The organism is Mucilaginibacter sp. P2_D11, assembly GCF_056404435.1.
Window position 1 is genome coordinate 12,842 of sequence record NZ_JBFUEA010000030.1, and the last position, 21,242, is coordinate 34,083.

General features: G+C 48.1%; 13 protein-coding genes. 5 read left to right on the forward strand and 8 right to left on the reverse strand.

Annotation, left to right across the window (positions count from 1 at the left end):
- Nucleotides 1-50: 50 nt before the first annotated feature.
- The 4 genes from AC1DXC_RS26510 to AC1DXC_RS26525 all read right to left on the reverse strand — a co-directional run bounded on the left by AC1DXC_RS26510 (nt 51) and on the right by AC1DXC_RS26525 (nt 9,379).
- A complete protein-coding gene (locus tag AC1DXC_RS26510; protein ID WP_477462196.1) occupies nt 51-2,258 on the reverse strand; it encodes an alpha-galactosidase in 2,208 nt (735 codons plus the stop codon).
- Nucleotides 2,259-2,370: 112 nt separating this feature from the next.
- Nucleotides 2,371-5,712: a DUF5107 domain-containing protein gene (locus AC1DXC_RS26515; protein WP_477462197.1), complete on the reverse strand. Its 3,342-nt coding sequence runs from the start codon at nt 5,710-5,712 to the stop codon at nt 2,371-2,373.
- Nucleotides 5,713-5,725: 13 nt separating this feature from the next.
- Nucleotides 5,726-7,069, reverse strand: coding sequence for a sugar porter family MFS transporter (locus tag AC1DXC_RS26520; RefSeq protein ID WP_477462198.1), 1,344 nt, complete (start codon nt 7,067-7,069; stop codon nt 5,726-5,728).
- Between the two features lie 54 nt (nt 7,070-7,123).
- Nucleotides 7,124-9,379, reverse strand: coding sequence for a hypothetical protein (locus tag AC1DXC_RS26525; RefSeq protein ID WP_477462199.1), 2,256 nt, complete (start codon nt 9,377-9,379; stop codon nt 7,124-7,126).
- A gap of 281 nt (nt 9,380-9,660) precedes the next feature.
- Between AC1DXC_RS26525 and AC1DXC_RS26530 the strand changes: the two genes are divergently transcribed.
- Entirely contained in the window at nt 9,661-10,569 is a 909-nt protein-coding gene (locus tag AC1DXC_RS26530) for an AraC family transcriptional regulator (protein WP_477462200.1), read from the forward strand.
- 153 nt (nt 10,570-10,722) lie between these two features.
- Nucleotides 10,723-11,931 carry an alkaline phosphatase family protein gene (locus AC1DXC_RS26535; RefSeq protein ID WP_477462201.1) on the forward strand — a complete coding sequence of 403 codons (1,209 nt, stop codon included), beginning with the start codon at nt 10,723-10,725 and terminating at the stop codon, nt 11,929-11,931.
- Between the two features lie 74 nt (nt 11,932-12,005).
- Here AC1DXC_RS26535 and AC1DXC_RS26540 read toward each other — a convergent pair whose 3' ends face one another.
- The 3 genes from AC1DXC_RS26540 to murB all read right to left on the reverse strand — a co-directional run bounded on the left by AC1DXC_RS26540 (nt 12,006) and on the right by murB (nt 16,979).
- Complete coding sequence (locus AC1DXC_RS26540) at nt 12,006-14,627, reverse strand: alpha-L-arabinofuranosidase C-terminal domain-containing protein (RefSeq protein ID WP_477462202.1); 2,622 nt, start codon at nt 14,625-14,627, stop codon at nt 12,006-12,008.
- Between the two features lie 524 nt (nt 14,628-15,151).
- Complete coding sequence (locus AC1DXC_RS26545; RefSeq protein ID WP_477462203.1) at nt 15,152-15,688, reverse strand: RNA polymerase sigma factor; 537 nt, start codon at nt 15,686-15,688, stop codon at nt 15,152-15,154.
- 271 nt (nt 15,689-15,959) lie between these two features.
- Nucleotides 15,960-16,979 (reverse strand): UDP-N-acetylmuramate dehydrogenase, encoded by a 1,020-nt coding sequence (murB, locus tag AC1DXC_RS26550; protein ID WP_477462204.1) that lies wholly within the window; start codon nt 16,977-16,979, stop codon nt 15,960-15,962.
- Nucleotides 16,980-17,088: 109 nt separating this feature from the next.
- On the opposite strand from murB, the gene AC1DXC_RS26555 reads away from it, so the two are divergent.
- Nucleotides 17,089-17,988: a tetratricopeptide repeat protein gene (locus AC1DXC_RS26555; RefSeq protein ID WP_477462205.1), complete on the forward strand. Its 900-nt coding sequence runs from the start codon at nt 17,089-17,091 to the stop codon at nt 17,986-17,988.
- Nucleotides 17,989-18,003: 15 nt separating this feature from the next.
- Here AC1DXC_RS26555 and AC1DXC_RS26560 read toward each other — a convergent pair whose 3' ends face one another.
- The gene (locus AC1DXC_RS26560; protein WP_477462206.1) at nt 18,004-19,677 is read right to left on the reverse strand and encodes a glycosyltransferase family 39 protein; all 1,674 of its coding nucleotides are present in this window, start codon (nt 19,675-19,677) and stop codon (nt 18,004-18,006) included.
- Between the two features lie 126 nt (nt 19,678-19,803).
- Here AC1DXC_RS26560 and AC1DXC_RS26565 point away from each other — a divergent pair, with 126 nt between their 5' ends.
- The gene (locus AC1DXC_RS26565; RefSeq protein WP_477462207.1) at nt 19,804-20,394 is read left to right on the forward strand and encodes a hypothetical protein; all 591 of its coding nucleotides are present in this window, start codon (nt 19,804-19,806) and stop codon (nt 20,392-20,394) included.
- Nucleotides 20,391-21,161, forward strand: coding sequence for a hypothetical protein (locus AC1DXC_RS26570; RefSeq protein ID WP_477462208.1), 771 nt, complete (start codon nt 20,391-20,393; stop codon nt 21,159-21,161). Before AC1DXC_RS26565 ends, AC1DXC_RS26570 begins: the two co-directional genes overlap by 4 nt.
- Nucleotides 21,162-21,242 lie beyond the last annotated feature (81 nt).

Below are 21,242 nucleotides of genomic sequence, written 5' to 3' on the forward strand. Positions count from 1 at the left end.
ATTAAACCATGCTAAACTTTCTTGACACGATTCACGGTTACAAGTTGACACTATTTTACCTCGACAAGGCGGACGACTGAGCTGGTTTTATAAGTATTGATGCCCGGGTCGAAGCCTACGGTCATGAGGAAATCGCCCGTATAGTTTTTTTTGCCATCTAAGGGCGAGCTTGCGCCGGGATACAGATTCACTTCCTGCAGGCTGTAGCGTTTCGCCGCATCGAGGCCCTTAAGTTTGATGGGGAGCTTGTTGCCCTGCCCGTAACGGTTGTTCACCAGGTAATTGAATACCACGGCCGATGTCTTGGCGGTATCTACATATAATACTGAGGCTACGCTTTCGGTAACCGGGTCTGATAAACGGTACTGGTCGCCCTGGAAGATGATAGGTTTGAGTTTATCGTAGGTCTTAACGGCCTGCTGGCAAAAGGCAAGGTCATTGCCTGATAATTTGCCGATTACGATATCGAACCCGAGGCGGCCCATCATGACAACATCCACGCGAAATTTAAGCGGTTGTTTGCCCCAGTCGGTTACGTGGTTGGCGGTGGCCATTGCGGGGTAGAAATACGAGTACTCCCACTGCATAAAAATGCGCTCCAATGGGTCGGTATTATCGCTTGGCCAAAACTCGGTGAAGTATTGCAGGGCACCATAGTCAACCCGGCCGCCACCGCCGCTGCACAGCATCATGGGCACAGTAGGGTATTTGGCGCGGATGCGTTTCAGCACCTTGTACAGCCCCTTTACGTAATCTACATAAAACTGCGACTGGTCCTTTTTGAGGTAAGTCGAGTAGGCATTATAAATAACCGCGTTGCAATCCCATTTGATATAGGCAAGGGCGGGACTTTTGATAAAAAGTGAATCGACGATGCCGTAAACGAAATCCTGCACTTTGGGGTTAGCCAGATCCAGCACCAACTGGTTACGGAAATAATATTCGGAGCGGCCCGCTTGTTTAATTACCCAATCGGGATGTTTTTTATATAGCTCGCTTTGGGGGTTCACCATCTCCGGCTCTATCCATATCCCGAATTTTACGCCCGTGTTTTGGGATTCCTGCACCAACGAAGCGATGCCGTTAGGCAATTTCTTTACGTTTTCTTGCCAGTCGCCCAGACCGGCATGGTCGTCATTACGGGGGAATTTGTTGCCGAACCAGCCGTCGTCCAGCAAAAACATATCTACGCCCAATTTTTTGGTGTCTTTTAGTATTTCCTTCAGCTTATTTTCGTTGAAATCGAACCCCGTTGCTTCCCAATTGTTCAGCAAGGTTAAGCGCGTGCCTTTGCCATCGAGTAGTTTATACTCGCGGGCCCAGCGTTGCAATTTACGGCTGGCATCGCCTTTGCCTTTATCCGAAAAGGTGTAGAGGAATGGCGGCGTCGTGAATTCCTCGGTTGGTTTAAGTACGTATGGTGATGCGTAGTTGTTTATCCCGGCGATGATGCGCAGGTTATCCTGTGGGTCTACCTCCAGATCGATGCGGAAGTTGCCGCTCCACTCCAGCGAACCGTAGAGCACGGTACCCTCATCCTCGGATGCAGGCTTATCCAGCGACACCATAAATACCGATGGCTGGAACAGATTGGCGCGGGTACCCAGCTTGCTATCCAACACCTTGATGCCGTGGCTCAGTTCCTTCTCCTCGGGCTGCATCTCTTTGGCCCAATCGCCGTGGTACTGCCTTAGCCAATAGCTTTTGGCCTGCACGTATAAATTTGCCGAGGCAAATTTCTGCAGCGTGATGTTGCCTTTCTCCAGGTTTTTGATGGCGCTCCATTGCTCCACCACATCCTCTTTAAAATAGATTTTGTAATAAAGCGTTACCTCCAGGTTATAAACAGGGTCCTTCAGGTTTATGCTGAGCAGGGCCACATCCTCGTCTATCTTCGTCAGTTGGTGCCTGACATATTTCAGGTCAAGCGACATGTTGCCGTCTGCATGGGTTACCGCAATGGCAGGCTCGGCAAGGTTACGCGAACCCGCAGGGGTATATGCCGAGTTAAGCACGCCGCTATAATCCGCCGCGAATTTGTACATGGCGGCCACATCTTTATACCCGCTCACGTCCGCCAATTTCTTGCCGAAGTAAACGGTGCTGAGACTTTTTGCCTCATCAACCTGCAATAACACAGCGTGGTGCGCGGTCTCTACAGGTATAGTAATCACTTGCGCACTGACCTGCGTTGCGACAAAAAAGCAGCCTGCAATCAACAAAGCCGAAGCTCTTTTTAGGGTATGGAATAAATACATATCTTATCGTTTATCGTTAAAATGTACATAAAAGCTCCCCGCCGGTGAAGCATCGCGGCTCCACAGGTACCATTCGCAATGGCTATTACTTATGGTTTGGGGGATGATTTTCTTAGTAGCTGGATACGTTTAATTGTTTCTTTGCCATCTCTAAATGGATTAAGGCCCCGGCGTGGGCTGCATCCATCAACGATACTTTGGTAAGCATTTCTTTGGCGGCATCCAGCTCATCAAGACCAAGCAGGCCCAGGCCCTGCAAAAAGTTGGTATGACAAACGTTGCGCAGGTTAAGGTCGTCATCAAAAATGAGGAGGTTGGGCAGCGATACTGCGAAGTAATCTATCTTCACCTCGTCGTTCTCGTGCGCCTTGCCATAAGCCAGCAACTTGCTAAAGATGCTTTTCGCCCGTTCCTTATCGCCGAGTTTGACCCAACTGAGGCCCTGATAAAATATCTTATCGGGTTGCTGGTCGTTGTAGAACACGGCGGCGGATGGCTCATCAAGGCCAACGGTTGATGCAACGAAGCTGGCTTTTGCTTCTTCCGCCCGGCCAAGGCCTTCATAGGCGCAACCCAGCCAATAGTCGATATCGTTTTCCTGCGTACCGAAGAGCTTGCCCTCGCCAAGATTATGCGGATAGCTTTTGGCCCGGTTAAGATTTACAATAGCATCCTCGAAACTACCTTCTTCAATGTGCTGCCTGGCCAACTGCATCAGGCTAAATACATATTGCCCCGATGCTTTGCCCTCGCCCCCCTCCCAAGGATGGAACTGGCGTTGCATCAGCAGGTTCAACGCGCTATCGTATTGGCCCAGCAGGTTGTAAAGCGTTACGCGTTCCAGGTAAACATCATCGCGCTGGGCGGCAACTTCCGGATAATCTTCCAGAAATTTCAGGCGCGTGGCGGGCGGGTAATTCAATCGTTTGTACAGCTGATCCAACTCCATCAATACCCGGGCATCGGTGGTATCCAGCGCGAAGGCTTTCTCGAAATATTTCAGCGCCTTTTCGGCATCGTTTTGCTTGTTATGATAAGCGATAGCCAGGTTGCGGAACACGGTAGGGAACTTGTCATCCAGCTTAGCCGCTTTTTCCCAGTTGCCAAGCGCGTCATCGTACTGGCGTTTATCGTAAAACAGGTTACCCAAATAGTAAGGTGCGCGGGCATCTGATGGATTTACCTCCATAGCTAATTGCAATATCTTTACCTCATCCAAACGATTAGGGAAACATAGGTATGGGGCGGTAGCGGCAGCTTTTAGGAACCATTCCTTTGCTTCGGCTTGTAGACCGCTTTTATGATCGAGGTAACCAAGCGTGTAGTACACTATGGCATTGTTGCCGGTGCTTTTCAGCGTCAGTTGTAACAACTCGGCAGCCTCGGCATATAAGCCGGCCGATGCATAATCGAGCGCGTATTCTATAAAATTCTGGTCATCGTTACGGCTAAGAATCAGTAGGGTATCGAGGCATTCAGTGGCCTTTTCAGCATTGCCTGTGGCATTATAAATCTGTACTTTTTCGAAAATCACACCCAGGTTGAAGCTATCTCGCTCCAGCGCAGCATCGGCAATAGCAAAAGCCTTATCCAATTGTTTCAATTTGCGCAGGGCAGCAATTTTCACTACGTAAGCCTTGCTGTTGTTGGCGTTGCGGTCTAATGATTGGTTGATATGGTCGAGCGCCAGGGCAAAATGCCCGCGGGCCATATCTATTTTGGCCACTTCGAAAAAGCCACTATCCTTCCAGGCGTTGCTCCAGGTTGATTTATAGAAGACGGTGTAGGCTTCGTCCGGTTTGTCCAGATATTTTAGGCAAAGGCCCAGGTTGTAGTATGGTTCGCTATCGTAAGGGTTGGGGTTACGCTGTATGCTGGTCTCTACGGCTTTGCGCAAAAATGCTTCGGCTTTGGCGAATTGCCCTTTGCGGATATACCATTTGCCCAGCGCATTGTTGTTGCGGATATCGCCCGGCTCGCGGCGCAGGGCTTCCTCGTAATAAGGCACCGGCGAAAACGTGGCATGGCGGTATTGCTCTAAATGCTGCGCGGTTAAAAACAATTGCTCCACGCTCTCCACGTCGGCAGGCTCCAAGGCTGGTTTCGCCGGGATGGCCATTTCATTCTGCTTGTTTTTGGCGGGCTCGTAACGGAGGACCTCACGGTTGTCCTTGGTGATAATCACCAATAATTCCTGCTCGTTCAGGCGGGCGTCAACGGGCAATTGCTTTACAAAAATTACCTCCGGCGTAAGCGTGCCGGTGTGCGCGAACAATTCTTCGCCCCTATGCGCGAGGCTGATATGCAGATTATCTTGCGCCGATGTTACCTGCACTTTAAGGTTGAGGGTTTCCCCCTCTTTGCTTAGGGCCAGCAATATATCTTTCGAAGCATTCTTTACCATGCCCAACTCGCGGTAGGGCAAAAAGTACTGGGTAAAGGTTTTTTCCTCGTTGGGCATCAGCCAACTGAAATCGGGCTGGTTATCGGTAAATACACCCGTCATCAGTTCTATGTACGGACCATCCTCATCAGTAAGGTTCCTGTCCCAGGCCTGGCCGAAATCGCTGTGGCCCCAGGTCCACTGTTTTTTGCCGGGCGATACATGGTGGTTGGCCACGTGTAGCAGGCCGGCCTGACTGTCGTGCTCGTATCCGCCCACGAAATCATAATCTGAATTGATGGCCATGTAAGATGTAGGCACCGGGATATTCTTATACATCGATATATCCGTACCCGGCGAATAATCTACCTTGTAATAAGTGCCCGTGGCGATTGGGAAATCCGAAACATCGCGCTTGCCGTGGTCGAACACTGCGTTTACATCCGGCGGGAAAACCGACTGGTAATAGTCGTTCACCTTAACGGCAGGGTTAGCCCACCATAAAAAAGTTTGCGGCAGGACCGAGCGGTTCAGCAGCTTCGCTTTTATTTCGATATAGGCCGTATCCGGATGCAGGGTAAAGCCGGCCATTCCACGGGTGTGGAACATGCGCTCCAACTCGTTTACCCAAACGGTCTTGCTGCCGTCGGCATGCTCTTCCAGCCGGTAATCTACCGGGTCGAAAGTGCTTGGGCGATGGTGCTGCGGCCAGTTGAACTCGATACCGCCCGAAATCCAGGGACCGGTGAGGCCAACCAATGCCGGCTTTATCACCTGGTTATGGTAAATGAAATGGCGTTGCTTTATTTTATCGTATGCGGTTTGGATGCGGCCGCCCAATTGCGGCAGTATCATCACCTTGATGTACTTGTTCTCTAGAAACAAGCCGGTGTAGGCTTTATCCTCCTTCTCGTCGGCAATTTTTTCGATTACCGGGTTGGGATACACTACGCCGCTGCTGCCCTGGTAAACCCGTTTTTCGAAAAACATGGGGTTTTTATCGGGCTTGCCTACGCCGTAGGTAGGGATTATGACTTGCTCTTCCCAAACGGAAACAGATGAATTTTGCATTTGCTGTATGATGTTAATGTCTTACTAAATTATCTTCCAACTCTTCTAAAGTTTGGCCCTTGGTTTCTTTCACTTTCGCCTTTACGAACAGGAAACCCGCGAAGCAGATACCTGCGTACAGGTAAAACGGACCATAGGTGCCCAGGTGATTAGCCAGTATGGGGAATGTAAATACGAGTATGAAATAGGCCAGCCAAAGCGATACGATAGCTACCGAGGAGGCCACGCCGCGTATTTTGTTGGGGAATATCTCTGAGATGAGCACCCAGGTAACCGGGGCCAGGGTAAAAGAGTACACGCTGATGGCCGATAGCACCACTATAGACAACAGCAGCACCGGCGCATGGCTCTGCAGTAAAAAGGCCAGCACGATAAACGATACCGATAAGCCTATCGAGCCGATTAGCATCAGTGGCCGCCTGCCTAATTTATCAACCATAAACATAGCTAACACGGTAAATATGAGGTTCACTACCCCAATGAAAACCGTCTCAAGCAATTGATGATCAACGCTGGAACCTGCCTCTTTAAAAATAGTAGACGCATAATTGAAAAGTATATTGCTGCCACAAAATTGCTGGAACACCGCCAGGGTGATACCCACCACCACGGCAGGGCGCACGGCCTTCTCGAACACCATGGCGTAAGATTGCTTGGTAGAACCCTCCAACGATTTCTTTACCGCCTTGAATGTGGATTCCACGAAATCGGGAGAGCCGATTTTGTTGAGGATGGCCATGGCTTTTTCCGTCTGCCCGGCCTTCATCAGCCACCTTGGGCTCTCGGGCAGCCAGGTAACGCCTATCAGAAATATAGCCGAGGGCACCGCACCCAGGCCAAACATCCAGCGCCAGGAATCTGCGCCGTGGTCTGCCAGAAAATAGTTGACCAGATTGGTAACCAAAATGCCGATTACCACCGTAAGCTGGTTGATGGCCACGTTACGCCCGCGCACCTCTGCAGGCGAAACCTCGGCAATGTACATGGGACAAAGCATAGATGCCATGCCCACGCCGATGCCGGCTGCGAATCGCAATACCAAAAAATAGGCAAGCGATGGTGAGAACGCTATGCCTATAGAAGAAACGGCAAAAATGAGCGCCGCTATGATAAGCCCCGGCTTACGGCCATATTTGTCGGCAATATTGCCGGCTAGCAGGCAGCCTACTATACAGCCTAAAGCCAATGAGCCGGTAAGGAAACCTTCGCTTACATCGGTAAGCGCAAATTGCGTACGCAGAAAGGGCAATGCGCCGGATATCACCGCAAAATCGAACCCGAATAAATAGCCGCCTAATGCCGAAATAAAGGAAATGCCGATAATATAATTGCTATTGAAGCTTTTTGTGCTGCTCATTTTTTGGGTTGTATAGGGTTAACTGGTGGCATAATATTAAACTTATTTTGTTGATTAATCAATCGCGACGAATTTTACCAGCACCGCATCGCCGGGGCTGGCTTGTAGGGTAAGCTCCTGTTTGTCAGCCCCTAATTCGCCTATCGGTTTATCGTTCATAAAATCGCGCAGCTCGTATTTTTTGCCTGCGGCGAGGTGCAACGTGGCCCGGCTAAAGGTTTGCTTGAAGTCGTCTTTCCAGTGAAAGTTGAACAGGGCCAGCATGGTATTATCGCCGGGTAAGTAGAAAGATAGCTGTTGGTCGTAGCTGTCGCCGTCGGCAGTTTTAAGGGGGATGAATGCCTTAGGGTCGCTGAAAAACTTCGCTATATTCTTATTATCCAGAAAGGCCTGCGCGCGGTAGGCCGCTATGGGGTTGCGATAGTCGGATCCATCACCCAGAATGCTACCCATTACCATCATGGCATACAGACGCACCTTTATTTCCTGCTCGGTCAGGTCGGGGTTGCGCTGGAAGTTCTTCATGATGGCCACATCGAGATTTGTGTAGGGGAACAGTGTTCCCTGCATCCAGCCCATGTGCGAACCGGTAGCCAGAGACGATTCGGTACTCCCCCATCCGGGAAAACCTTTCTGGTCATCACGCAGGTGCGAGTAAACATCGGTAGATACGAAGCGGGTATGCGCATACTGATGCGGGAACAGCGGCGAGATAGCCTGGGTGATAAAAATATCCTTGCCCATGATAGAATCTACCAAATGGCGCAGCGTTTTCATGCCGTAATCATAAGCTTGCATGCCGCTGCGCACTTTTGGATCGTACCGTTTGGTCGTTTCCAGCGCACCGGCTGTAAGGAAATCTATCTTGAGGAATTTGGCGTTGATGGCCTTGGCTTTCTTTAGCTGCTGGATGATGTACAAACGCACTGCCGGGTGCGTAGGGTCCATGGCGTAAGCGCCCCATTGCCCGTCTTTATACATAATGGGTTTGCCGTCCTTATCGTGTAGCAGTACCTCCTCCAACAGGTAGTTACCGCCCGGGAGTTTGTTGCCTTTGATATTATCTTTCCAGCTCCACATGGCAAAGGGGATAAAATAAAAGCCCATTTGCTGGCCGTTCTTTGCGCCGTATTCGCCAATTTCCTTCAATACTTCGGTAGTGTAGATGCCCTGGTCGTACGAGTCGATGCTGAGCACGGGTTTAGAATACGCGCTGAAATTGGGCATCTTATGCAGAAAATCGGAGATTTGGTTTACCGCCGGGGGCATCATCACCGTTTCGTAACCCAAAACGCCCTCTACGCCGAAGCTGTTCCAGTAAACAGGCGCTGGCGCATCCCACGTTTGTTTACCGTTGATGATGGAATTTACGCGGCCATAATCCTTGAATGCTTCGTGCAAATCGTCGGACGCTGCGAGGTATATCGTTGGCGAGCTTACTGTTTGGCCCAGCATGGTGCCGTGTTCGGCATGGTCGTGCGTGCCATCGAGGCCACCATAGCCCGATTTAAGGGCGGGGTTATCTGCCGTAGCTGCACCGCCGAATACTTTTAACGAATCTGCATAACCCAACTGCGTGCCGGTTTGGTAAGCGAGGCCTGTTTTCCAGAAATCGTGGTTAATGCTGCCTATCACAAGTCCGCTGTTCTTCACCTGGTCGTAAACGGCCAGGAATTCGTAGCTGATGCCCTGACTTTTGGGTTGGCCTGCGGCGGGCCAGCGTCTTTCCACGGTGGGCGTCCAGTCGTCGTTATCGAAGGGGACATCTAATATACGCGGCTCGGTGCCGGGGATAAAAAGCAGGCCCTTATGCGCAGGCAATATAGCCAGCGGACTGATATCCCTTGTTTCTATAGGTTTGCCTGTTGATGTTGCCGTAACCTTTACCAGCGCGTAGGGCTTACCCTTATAAAGCGTGAATTGCTGCGTGATACTGATAGCGTGCTTCGCGTCGCTATGTTTTAGGGTGAGGCAAAGGCCTTGGCCCATCTTGTCGTTGATATTTTCTACCGTACAGGTATGGGCGGCCAGGTCGGTGCTGGGTAGATAACCGGTGCTTATATCGTTAACATAGGCAATAGCATTATTTATATGCGTGCCGTTGCTGAATGTGTAATTAACCACGCCTGTGCTTATATCTGCCGTGATTTTGAGCTGCGGACTGCTGATGCTGGTATTATCGGCGTTTTTAGCAAGCTGTTGCGCCTGCAGGCTATGTGCGCATAGGATGACGGCACACAGACTTGCCCATACCGCCAGACAGCTTGTGGATATTTTACGGTTGCGTGCTATTGTGTTAAAGTATGGCATCTACAGTTTTATATGGCTACAAGAGGGCCTATCCGCCCAAACGGAAATATTGATAAAGGCCGCCGGTGTAGCTGGTATCGTTAATTGGTTACGATGTAAAAGTGATGGATAAAATGAGATAATAAAATAGTCAATATTACGGACTTGATGGATTTTATTACGGTGACCGCATTTAGATTTATTTGCTTACGGATAAGGCCGATTTAAAAAAAATTGTGAATGTTTGCATAACGGCTGGCTACCCGTCATTACCGCTAATAACCAATTACCAATACTCTCCCATGGCGAAAACTACAGTACTGCGGCGCCGTGATGGCTTCGAAGGGCAGAAACTCATTGTGCTGCCCAAAAAAATCATCACCAACTTCCTGAGCAAGGATTTGGTTACCAAGCAAATCTACATTACCGACATTGGCTATTACCCAAAGGCCATGCACCATTACGCCGAGCGGCCGCATGGCATCAATCAGCACATCATTATCTATTGTACCGAGGGTTACGGCTGGCTGGAGATCAACAAGAAAAAAGTAGAGGTTTCGCCATCGCAATTTATTGCCATACCCGCCAATACGCCGCATCGTTATGCCGCCAATATGGATAAACCATGGACGATATACTGGATACACTTTAAAGGAGAAGTGGCTTCCTTCATCATAGACCTGATATTGAAGAACTCCGAAAACTACAAGCCGTACCTATCCTTCAACGAAAACCGTATCAAGCTGTTCGAGGATATATGCTTTAACCTGGAAAAAGGGTATAGCAGCGATGCCCTGCGCTATGTGAATATGATATTCTCGCACTTTCTGTCGTCGTTGATTTACGAGGATAAATTCAACCAGGCCGAAGACAAGCCGGCCGACATGGACATTGTAGAGAAGAGCATCCAATACATGCAGGAAAATATCAATACCATGATACGGTTGGACGAACTGAGCAGCCACGCCAAGCTATCCAAATCGCATTACTCCGCTATTTTCCGCGCAAAAACAGGGTACTCGCCGGTAGAGTATTTCAACCAACTGAAGATACAGAAGGCTTGCCAGTACATCTCGTTCACGGCCATGTCTATCAAAAATATCGCCATCAGCCTGGGGATAGAGGACCAGTACTATTTCTCGCGGATGTTTACCAAACTGATGGGCACCTCGCCAAACGAATACCGCAAAAAGGTGAAGGCAAGCAGTTAAGGTGATTATCCTCCCTTTGCGGCCTGTCGGCAATACCCTGCTCAGCCACACTATTTCTGGCTTCGCCAATATTAAGGCAATGTTATGTTTTTAATTTTTTGAGGAGGCTAAGATAGCCATGCCTTAATTTAGGCCCTGTCCCATCCCCAAAAAATGAAGAAATGTTTCGCCCACATCGGCCTCTGCCTGGCTATCAGCCTTTTATCCCTGCAAACAGCAAACGCACAAACAGCAGCAAAACCACAGCGCACCATCATCATTATGATGGATGGCTTCGGCAACGACTATTACCGCAACGCGGATATGCCCAACCTTAACCAACTGGAAAAGGCCGGTATTTACAAAGTGGTGCCATCGTTGATGCCTGCCGTAACCAACGTAAATAACATTGCCATTGCCACCAGCGACCTTCCGGCAAAAAACGGCATCACGGGCAACGTGTTCTTTAACCCCAAAACGCAAAAAGAGGAATACATAGAAGACCCGAGACTTATCCTTACGCCTACCATCTTCCAGCAGGCAAAAAAGTTGGGCGTAAAATCGGCCCTGTTCTCCTGTAAAAAGAAAACGGTAGACCTGATGGGCGGCTTTGCCGACATCAGCCTATGCCCCGAATGCGACGGCGCGGGCAGCACCGTATGGGCGAAGGAATTTGGCGCGCCGCCGGATGTTTATTCCAAAGAAATCTCTTACTGGATTTTTAAATCGGCCATTTACACTATCAAGAACAACCCTGATCTGGGATTCATCTACATACACACTACCGATTACCCCATGCACATGTGGCCACCCGAAAGTGCCGATGCCAAAGACTTCCTGCATCATGTAGACGAATACATAGGAGAGCTAAGGAAAATTGCACCCGATGCAGCCATCCTGATTACTGCGGACCATGGCCTGAACAGCAAAAGCCTCTGCTGGGACCTGGAAAAAGCCCTGCAGGCCCGCAATGCGCCGGTGAAAATCGTGATATCGCCAGAAAAGGACAAATACGTAAAGCACCACCGCGGCATGGGCGGCGCGGCATACGTTTACCTGAACGATAAAAAAGACCTTGAAAAGGTAAAGAAGACTATCCTCTGCCTAAAAGGCGTTGAGGCGGTATTGACACGTGCGCAGGCCGCAAAACGGTTTGGCCTGATGCCGGAGCGTATTGGCGACCTGATGGTGCTGGCCGATAAAACTACCGTATTCGGCTACCTGGAAAACGCCGAATCGGAGCAGCTGGATGCGCATTACCGCAGCCATGGCTCGGGCTATGAGGCGCATGTGCCGTTATTCGTTTACAATGCCAAAAACGCCCCCGGCGCAGCTTATTTCAAATACAATTACCTGCTGGCAGCATGGATGTATCGCAATTAGCACACCGGCCAATTTGTTTAGCCTGCCCTGCTGTTTCAATTTTCGCAAGGCAGGCTAATGGTTAATAGCAGTATCTATTTTACCGGTTTTGCGGGTATGCGTATTACGGTAAAGGAATAGGCCGGCAGCGTTTGGGCTAATTGTTTCGGTGCTTTTATCTGCGAAGTGTTTGGTTTCAGGAATTTATCTGCCAGGCTGCCTGTAAGTACGCTTTTGGTAGCTGTTGCCGATAAGGATGGGAAGCCACTAAGGTCGATACCCGCGTTTACTTCAACAGGCAAAAGGTTGGCCATCTTGATGATGACATCGCCGGTTTGCTTGTCTTTTACAACCGAGATACCAATGCGCTTTTTCACGGAAGCTGCGGTATCGCTCAGGGTAACTGCCGATGGCATATAAATATCGCCTGCATTTTTACCGAACATGGTTTGCACATAATAGCCCGTGGTTGGTTTCACTTCGGTGTTGTTGAAGTAAATCATATCCGGGTTCCATTGCGTGTGGTTTTCTTTGGCCAGCAGCGGCGCGTAAGATGCCATTTTCACCACATCGCCATTACGCTCCAGCGAGGTGAGGTACAGCGCCTCGGTCAGCGCGGTTTCTAAATTGGTTTGGCCGCCGGGGGCGTGGGCCGCATATTCGCCCAGGTACACTTTTGATTTTGTACGGTCATAACTATCGTAGCGGCTTTGGTTATTGATGAACCAACCCGGGCTTTCGTAATAATGCTCGTCTACAACGGGCACTTTAAGTTTGCCCGCTATATCCCAGCCTTCCACAAAGTCGGTACCCGAGTGGAAAGGACCAACCGTACCTATCACTGTTATCTCGGGGTGGCTTTTGGCAAGCGCGTTGAATATCATCTTAAAACGGGCCTCGAAAACATCCGAAATCAAATCCTCGTTGCCGATGCCAATGTATTTTAGGTTGAATGGCTTGGGGTGGCCCGCCTGCGCCCGCTTTTTACCCCAGTTGGTGGTTACGGTGCCGTTGGCATATTCTACCAGGTCGTTAATGTCTTGTATGTAAGCCTGCATATCTGCCATGGGTATGCCGCCTTGCTGGCCATCGCCACCGGTCGATGAATTTTGGCAAGGCACGCCAGCCGCTATAACCGGCACAGGGGCAGCGCCAATATCCTCGCAAAACTGAAAATATTCATGGAAACCCAGGCCTGCACTTTGGTGGTAGCCCCAAAGGTTGCGTTGCGGTATCCTGGCCTCCAGCGGGCCGATGGTGTTTTTCCAGCGGTAGATATTGTTGAGACCATCGCCATGGGCAACGCAACCGCCGGGGAAGCGCACGAATCGCGGATGGATATCGGCTATGGCATCAGCCAGGTCGGCGCGCATGCCATTCGGCCGGTTCTTGTATGTATTCGCCGGGAACAGCGATACCATATCGAGTGCAAGTTCACCCGCCGAAAGCGGTTCGATATACAGCGCGGCATCAGTCACCGTTGCTGCTGATACCAATGTAGTGCCCCACTTCTTCCACCCTGTTGATGTTAGGTTGATAACCGTTTCTGCCACCACGCCCAGCTTTGTGCTAACCAGTTTGACTTTTATTTTTCGGGGCGAAGCACCATCGGCTTTGCCGAAAAAGGTGAAGCTATACTTGCCCTCTTTTTTCAGTGCGATGCCATCGTAACCGGTGTTATAAAGCACGCCGCCTGGTTTCTTCACGCTCAGTACTGCGTAATGTTGGTTGTAAGTATTTATGGGCGATATCGAATCAATTTTAAGGCTGATGTTATCGCCTTGCGCTTTCCAGGCGTAGGTGCTGTTCCAATTGGCATCGTGGCCCGATTTATCCGCAGGGGCGTACTCAAAATCGCGGTTCTGTATCATTTCGGCGTACAGCCCGCCATCGGCAGCATAGTTAATATCTTCAAAAAATATCCCGATGAGCATATCGCTTATGGGCTTCGCGGTAGCAGTTTGCGGCTTTATCCTTACGCTTAGCGGTTTAAGGCCCATAAAGGATGCGCTATCCTTGCGCAAAGTTTCGCTGAACAGTGCGCCTGCACGCTGGCGTTGCTTTAAGGTATTCAATAGCTTATCAACCACCGGCCCGGCAACAAAAGTTATGTTGCCGGTTTCGGTACCCTCTGAAAGGTTAAGGCTTTGCGTTTGGTTTACAACTACCGCATCCGGCATATCCTGCGAGGCGGAATACGCTTTAAAGTCTGCAGTGTTGATGCGGTAGTGCTTGCCTTGTTTATCTGCATAGATAATATGATAAACCTTTTGGGCAGCATCGTACGCAACAGATGGATTAAGGAATGCATCGCCTTTAGTTATTGCGGGATAGCTTTGCCTTTTCCAGTTGATTAAATCTGCAGATGCGGCGTGGGCAAAAGCGCGTATATCGTTGCCGAGGCCCCATATGCAATGCCACAACCCAGCCCTATCGCGAAACAAGAAGGGGTTGAACATCTTTTTCCCCCTGCCCCATGGGCCATAATCGCTTTTTACGAAACCGAAGTTGCTGCCGATGTTTTCCCATTTTATTTTATCCACGCTCCAGGCCAGTTGCAAGCCTACATCATGGTTATTTTGGGCCGATGCATAAGCAAAAAGGTATGCCGAGTCGGCCTGCGCCGGGCTACCGGCAGCTTTCGCGGCCATCGGCAAAAGTGAAACGGCAAAAAGCAGCAGGCAAATTGCGTGGTGTTTTTTCTTGTTAATATTCATTAGGGCAATATTAGGTGGTTCGATAATCGTTAAGGGTTTCATCCGGTTGCCCGGGGGCGCGCAAGCGAATTTATAATTGGTGTAAAACAAATCGAAACCAAATATGCACAAATTTTATTAATTGTAAAATAAACACTTAAAATATTGCAAAAAAGACAGCGCGCGGCTTTTTTCAACTTAGCCGGTCTAAACCAGCCCACCCCGCATCACTTTTACTAAAATAATCCAATTATACGACGCATCACACCCTCCATGATTTCTTAACCCGCCACATACTTCGAACTTTATTATAATTAAGTGTTAATAATACACTAATAATAATTACAGTGAATAAGCCGGGCGCTACCGATGTTCTCGCTGAAACCGGCAAGGCCTCCAGGGTTAATTTTTATGGCGCCGGATTTTGAAAAACGCCTCGATGCCATCCTGATGGCATCAGGATTACTACCTCGTAATTTTTATAAACGAAAAAACCCGCCATTTAAGCGGGTTTCTTCCTTTTATATAGGGTTGAGTTTATGTGCTTAGTTTTCTGCGTAAACAGGTTTTGCAATACCGTTATCGTAAGCTTTAAGGCTTTTCTTCAGCAGCTTGCGGGCTACGTGTATGCGGGTTTTTACGGTACCGATAGGGATGGTTAGGTGGTCGGCAATCTCGTGGTATTTATGGCCTTCGAAATACATGGTGAAGGGAACATAGTAATCTGCGGGCAGGCGGTCTAAAGCGCGTTTGATATCGTCCATCACAAATTTGGCTTCGCCTTGATTTTTGGTTGAACTGAATACCAGGTTCGGAGAAGAAATCTCGTCGCTCTTGGTAACAAAAGTGCTCATTTTAACAAAACGGCGGTAATTGTTGATGAAGGTGTTCTTCATGATGGTATATAACCAGCCTTTCAAATTTGTGCCTTCTTTAAACTTATTGTAATAAGTTATGGCTTTCAACATTGTATCCTGAACAAGGTCGTTAGCATCGTCTGCGTCATGTGTGAAGTGTAAGGCGTATGACCTTAATGAACTTGCTTGACGTAATACCAGGGTGTTAAACTCAATCTTTGTCATTCTGTTAATGTTTTGTACAGAATAGTATTCAAACATGATACCACTAATAAAAAGTGTAGCGAATTTTAGAATGCCCCAAAAGACCAGTCGTAAGAAGCATTTCAGCCCGTTTACGAACGCACATTATCTCAAATAGCTATAAATCAGCACTTTTAGGCATTTAATCGGTAAGAAGCGCAGCGCGGGAAAATCAGAAAACAATTTAAAACATTTCGGCTTTTAAACGCTTAGCTTATAGAGGGTTGAGAAAATATCTTTATAGTTAAAGATATTAATTAACAATATTCACCTCGCGGTGTAGGGTAACGCCAAATTTAGTGTACACACTGTCTATGATTTGCGACGAAAGGCTGTACACTTCTTCGCCCGTTGCGCCGCCGTGGTTCACCAGCACCAATGCCTGGTTCTTCCAGGTGCCGGTGTTGCCAACGGTTTTGCCTTTCCAGCCGCATTGTTCTATCAGCCAGCCTGCGGCCAGTTTTACCAGCCCATCGCCTGCCGGATAATTAACAACATCAGGAAAGTTTTGTTTAACTGACTCAAATTCTGCTGCGCTGATAACCGGATTTTTAAAGAAACTGCCTGCGTTGCCGATGGTAGATGGGTCGGGCAGTTTAGATACGCGGATATGCGACACCACCTGCGATACATCCTTTAGCGTAGGCTCGCTGATGCCGCGTGCTGCCAGTTCTTGCTCTATAGCACCGTATTTTAAATTGAAATTGGGTTTTAAGGACAGCTTAAACTTTACCGATACGATGATATACTGCCCGGCCAGTTCCCCTTTGAATACGCTTTCGCGATAGCCGAACTTGCAATCTTCTTTGCTGAAGGTCTTAATACTGCCCGATGCTATCTCAAAAGCCTGGCAGCTTTCGAAAACATCTTTCAGCTCCACGCCGTAAGCACCTATGTTCTGGATGGGCGATGCCCCTACCGAGCCGGGGATGAGGCTCAGGTTTTCCATGCCCGCATAGCCATGATCTACGCAATAATTTACCAGATCGTTCCATACCTCGCCTGCGCCCGCTTCTACAAAAACATCATCGTGGCTGATGCGATGCTCAATACCGCGGATGTTAAGGCGGATAACCAGGCCACCGAAATCGGCCACCATCAGCATATTGCTGCCGCCACCTAAAACTAAGCGTGGCATGCTGAGCCAGAGCGGGTCGGCAAAAAGTTCGGTCAATTCATCAGCATGACTTATCTCTGCAAAATAGCGGGCGTTGGCATCTATACCGAAAGTGTTGAAGTTTTTAAGCGATACGTTTTCCTGTATTTGCAGCATGATGGCGAATTTCGGAAAAATTTAAGATTTGGCAACCTTTAAAAAATTGCCGACCCGTTTGGGCTTAAAACAGATTTTATTATCTTGAACAAAAATTCAGCACAAACAAATGAAACCTAAATCTGTCGCCCTTTTTATCATCGCCTGCTTGTCATGCCTAAGCGCCATGGCGCAGGATTATAAAGCAAGTTTCAAAGAACTAATAGGCAAAGACGACGTGCAGGCTACCTTAAACCTGCTGGGCAAATGGCAAAAAGCCACCCCAAACGACCCCGAAATGTATGTGGCCTATTATAACCTGTATGCAAAGGAAGGATTGAAAGAGGTTATAAGCTTAACCAAAGATGCACCCGCCGGCGACGCTATACAAGTAAAAGACAGCACAGGAAAAGTTGCGGGTTATATCAGTGGCACTAGCGCACATAACGAGACTTATCTTACTAAGGGTTTTAAATATATCGATACGGCAATAGCCAAATTCCCTACAAGGCTGGATCTGCGCTTCGGTAAAGTATATATTTTAGGGCGCATCAAAAACTATGACGCATTCACCAAAGAAATTGTGGCAGCCATAGATTATGGCGAAACCATCGACCTGAAATGGCTATGGACCGACAACAAACCGCTGGATGAGCCGAAAGAATTCATGCTCTCGACCGTACAAAGTTACGTAATGCAGCTTTTTGAAGCGGGTGACCAGAATGCCGGCAATATTAAAACCATTGTCCAAACTGTTTTGAAGTATCATCCCGATCATGTGGAGAGTTTATCTAATTTATCTATCGGCTATATGATAAAGGCTGATTATACCAGTGCGCTTGTCCCGCTTTTGAAAGCCGAAAAAATAAACCCGCAGGATTACATTGTGCTTAATAATATCGCCTTTTGCCACATGAACATGCACGATAAACCGAACGCCATTAAATACTATGAACTTGCCCTGAAATATGGCGATGAGGAAACCAAAAGGCAAGCCACCGAAAAGTTGAGCCAACTGAGGAAGCCTTGATTTTAAGATTCAGCATCACTCAACACTTATCAAATAAAAATGAACCAGGGCACTTTGCCGCGTGGCTTTATTAATGAAACTGAGCTTTAAATTCTCACCAAAGTAGTTATCGAATACTTTAACTACGTGCATGCGTAGCGGGCTGTTCTTAAGCTTATCCATTGCGGCATCGTTGGCGAAAACCAGGCTGCCCTTGGGCAAGCCCTTGCCTATGATATCTTCGGGCGTGGCATAGGCCACCGGCTGCTGCATGTAAAAATCGAACCTGTCGGCCATCGGCGCGGTGGATATTACCTGCCTGCCGGGGTAATGGGCATTTACATATTGCGCCGCTACGGTATCTCCTTTATAGCTTACCAGTTGAGGATAAAATATCAGCACAAACCAGGCATTAACGATTATCATCACCACACAGCTCAATAAGAACACGGACTGATAGCCTCCCCTGCCCTGCCGGTAAATAAAGTAAATGGCCAGAGCTCCTATCAAAAGCAATACAATCGCAATCCACAACTTTTCGGGCGCAAACAAAAAGCTGATAGCTGCAAATACTGCCAGCAACAAGCAGCATATGATGTATTGGCTAATCTTGAAAAAACGCAATTCGGCACCTGCGATTAGCGGGCGGATAAACCCGGCAGTAATCACCGCGAAGAATGGGAACAGGATATTGGTATAAAACGGCAGCTGGAACTTTGATATGGAGAAGATGAGTAGCATAACCACTGATGCGGTAAGGCAGAGATACTCGGGCTGGGCAATTCCTTTAATGATGTCTCTTATTTTTTTACCTAACGCGTAAAAGAAAACGATGGCCCATGGCGCGAAGGCCCATAGAAGCGTATGCAGAAAAAAGGCCGGGTCGCCATGCGAGTTTTTGATAAAGCCATCATTATTGAAACGGCCAAACTGGCTACCCCACAAAAACCACCAAATGCCCGATACGCCCGTACGCCCGAAAACCATTTTTTCGGGATGCAAATCGAATTGTACGTAAACAGTGTATATCTCAGGCAGTATGAACAAGCATACCAGCACTACCGAAAGCAGCCATCGCCATTGCAGCATCCCTTTGTAATCTTTCTTGAACACATAATCGCCAATGATAGCGCTGCCGATGGGGATAAGCAGGTAGATGCCTTTAGTCATTACCGCGCAGGCGGCAAATACCGTGGCCAGCAGCAGGTGCATAATACTGAATTTCTCCTTCAGCTCATAAAAATGGTAAACGCTGGCTATCAGCAGGCCCATAATGTAAGGCTCGGCGCGCACGTCAGTGTTCGACATGATGGCGTGCTGGGCAGTAAGCAATATCAATACAGCCAGCAACGCGGTTTGCGCATCGTAGAATTTGCGGCAGAGTTTATAGGTATAAATAACCGACATGCCGTAAAACAACAAGCCCGGCAGCTTATAAGCAATGGTGTTTATGCCGAATATTTTAAAGCTGATAGCCACCACCCAAAAGGGGAAATGGGGTTTGTCCAGCCAGTCGCGACCGTGGTAAATCAGGTCGGTAAAGTTGTTGCTTCGAGCCATGTTGCGCGCAAGTATGGCGTACAAGGCGGGGTCATCGGTAAAAAAAGGGATGGCTATGCCGGCGATGTTTACCAATATAGCAGCGACGATAACGTAATAATATACGCTTTGAGGTAATTGGCCGTCGGGAGAGGTGATTGCTTTTTCCACTAAACTTGTTTAGTTCCTACGAAACACAGGGTTTATGTTCCCTTTATGCAAATTTAACCTGCCAGTATTGGCAACCTGTTAAGCCATTATTATTATATTGCAACGTAAACCTTATCAAAAATTATTATGTCCCCACGTTCGTTTTGGATCGTCCTTTTAAAGTTGGTTGGCGTTTGGATACTGTTCCACGCTTTTGATGTAGTTCCGCAATTCTTCCTGTTGTTTTATCCCGCATCCCCCTCTCCGTTTAGATACGAAAACTGGGAAGTAATTCTTAGCTCACTGATCATTTTATTAGTGTACGTGGCTATCATCCGGTTATTGATATTCAGGCCCGACCAGGTAATAGACAAACTTAAATTGGATAAACGGTTCGAAGAGGAGCAATTCAGCCTCAATATCCATCGCTCTACTGTTATAGCAATAGCCGTAATTATCGTAGGGGCGCTAATGATCATGAATACGCTCCCAGTGTTTTTCAGGGAAGTATATTTCTACTACCGGTCGCAAACCTTCGACAAAATGGGCCCGGGTGCAGACCTTACATCGATGTTTTTTGACGTCTGTAAAATATTAGTAGGTTATTTGCTTGTAACTAATAACCGAGCGGTTGTTAATTTAATAGAGAAGACAAGGAGGGAGCCGACGCGCCCGACCGGGTATAATCCCCAGGCTAATGAAGAAACCGCGTCAAAAGAAGAAAACGAACATCTATGAAAAAAATATTGATACCTGCCATATGCCTTTTGTTGGCCGCCTGCGAATCGGGCTCGGGAGATAAGCCCGAAGTAAATCCCTCTGATACTACCGCTGTACCCGGAAAACCTGCGCCTCCCGAATTATATACGTCAGGGCCGGTAGAAATAGATAGCTCGGAAAATGTAATGTATCCGCTACCGCATATCACCGAAGAGAAAGAAGACGATAGCGGGTCGTACTCAAGTAGTGGTGACGCCCGCTCAGTCACTTTTTGGAACATCGCATTTTATAATACTAACACCAGAAAATATCATCTGCTCGATAACAATAAAAGAATGATTATTAACTCTTATAATACCGATTACACCAAATCAGCATATTCTTCGCAATCGGGCCATGCGCCTTACGATAAATCAGGCGCTGTTCAGCAGGGTAGCTTTATATTTTATACGATAATCTCCGAAGACCAAAACAAGGATGGAAAGCTTGACGATAAAGACCCCGATTACTTATATATCAGCGATAAGGAAGGCAACAATTTCAGGCAGATATCGCCGCGAGGCACCAATGTAGAAAACTGGGAAATGATAAAAAAAACGGGAATGATACTAATGGAAACCCGGCGGGATAGCACGTATAAAGGGAAAGACGTTGACGTTGCGGCCATTCAGTACCTTTATGATTTAAAAAAAGGCGGGGTACCCGAGCGGGTTTTTAGTCCGGAATTTAGCGGCATGGTTGACAAACTTTACAAAAAGCAATGGCCCATTAAAAAGAAGCAATGATAGATTTGTCAACTTTTAAAAAGTTGACAAATCTGATCCTTATTTATTTATTCCAGGGTAAATAGAGTTTCCCTTTGCGTA

What these genes read in the sequence shown, in the direction of transcription:
- AC1DXC_RS26555 (WP_477462205.1), top strand. Translation starts at nt 17,089, where the DNA reads ATGAAACCTAAATCTGTCGCCCTTTTTATCATCGCCTGCTTGTCATGC.
- AC1DXC_RS26540 (WP_477462202.1), bottom strand. Translation starts at nt 14,627, where the DNA reads ATGAATATTAACAAGAAAAAACACCACGCAATTTGCCTGCTGCTTTTT.
- AC1DXC_RS26525 (WP_477462199.1), bottom strand. Translation starts at nt 9,379, where the DNA reads ATGCCATACTTTAACACAATAGCACGCAACCGTAAAATATCCACAAGC.
- AC1DXC_RS26515 (WP_477462197.1), bottom strand. Translation starts at nt 5,712, where the DNA reads ATGCAAAATTCATCTGTTTCCGTTTGGGAAGAGCAAGTCATAATCCCT.
- AC1DXC_RS26520 (WP_477462198.1), bottom strand. Translation starts at nt 7,069, where the DNA reads ATGAGCAGCACAAAAAGCTTCAATAGCAATTATATTATCGGCATTTCC.
- AC1DXC_RS26570 (WP_477462208.1), top strand. Translation starts at nt 20,391, where the DNA reads ATGAAAAAAATATTGATACCTGCCATATGCCTTTTGTTGGCCGCCTGC.
- AC1DXC_RS26530 (WP_477462200.1), top strand. Translation starts at nt 9,661, where the DNA reads ATGGCGAAAACTACAGTACTGCGGCGCCGTGATGGCTTCGAAGGGCAG.
- murB (WP_477462204.1), bottom strand. Translation starts at nt 16,979, where the DNA reads ATGCTGCAAATACAGGAAAACGTATCGCTTAAAAACTTCAACACTTTC.
- AC1DXC_RS26545 (WP_477462203.1), bottom strand. Translation starts at nt 15,688, where the DNA reads ATGACAAAGATTGAGTTTAACACCCTGGTATTACGTCAAGCAAGTTCA.
- AC1DXC_RS26510 (WP_477462196.1), bottom strand. Translation starts at nt 2,258, where the DNA reads ATGTATTTATTCCATACCCTAAAAAGAGCTTCGGCTTTGTTGATTGCA.
- AC1DXC_RS26565 (WP_477462207.1), top strand. Translation starts at nt 19,804, where the DNA reads ATGTCCCCACGTTCGTTTTGGATCGTCCTTTTAAAGTTGGTTGGCGTT.
- AC1DXC_RS26535 (WP_477462201.1), top strand. Translation starts at nt 10,723, where the DNA reads ATGAAGAAATGTTTCGCCCACATCGGCCTCTGCCTGGCTATCAGCCTT.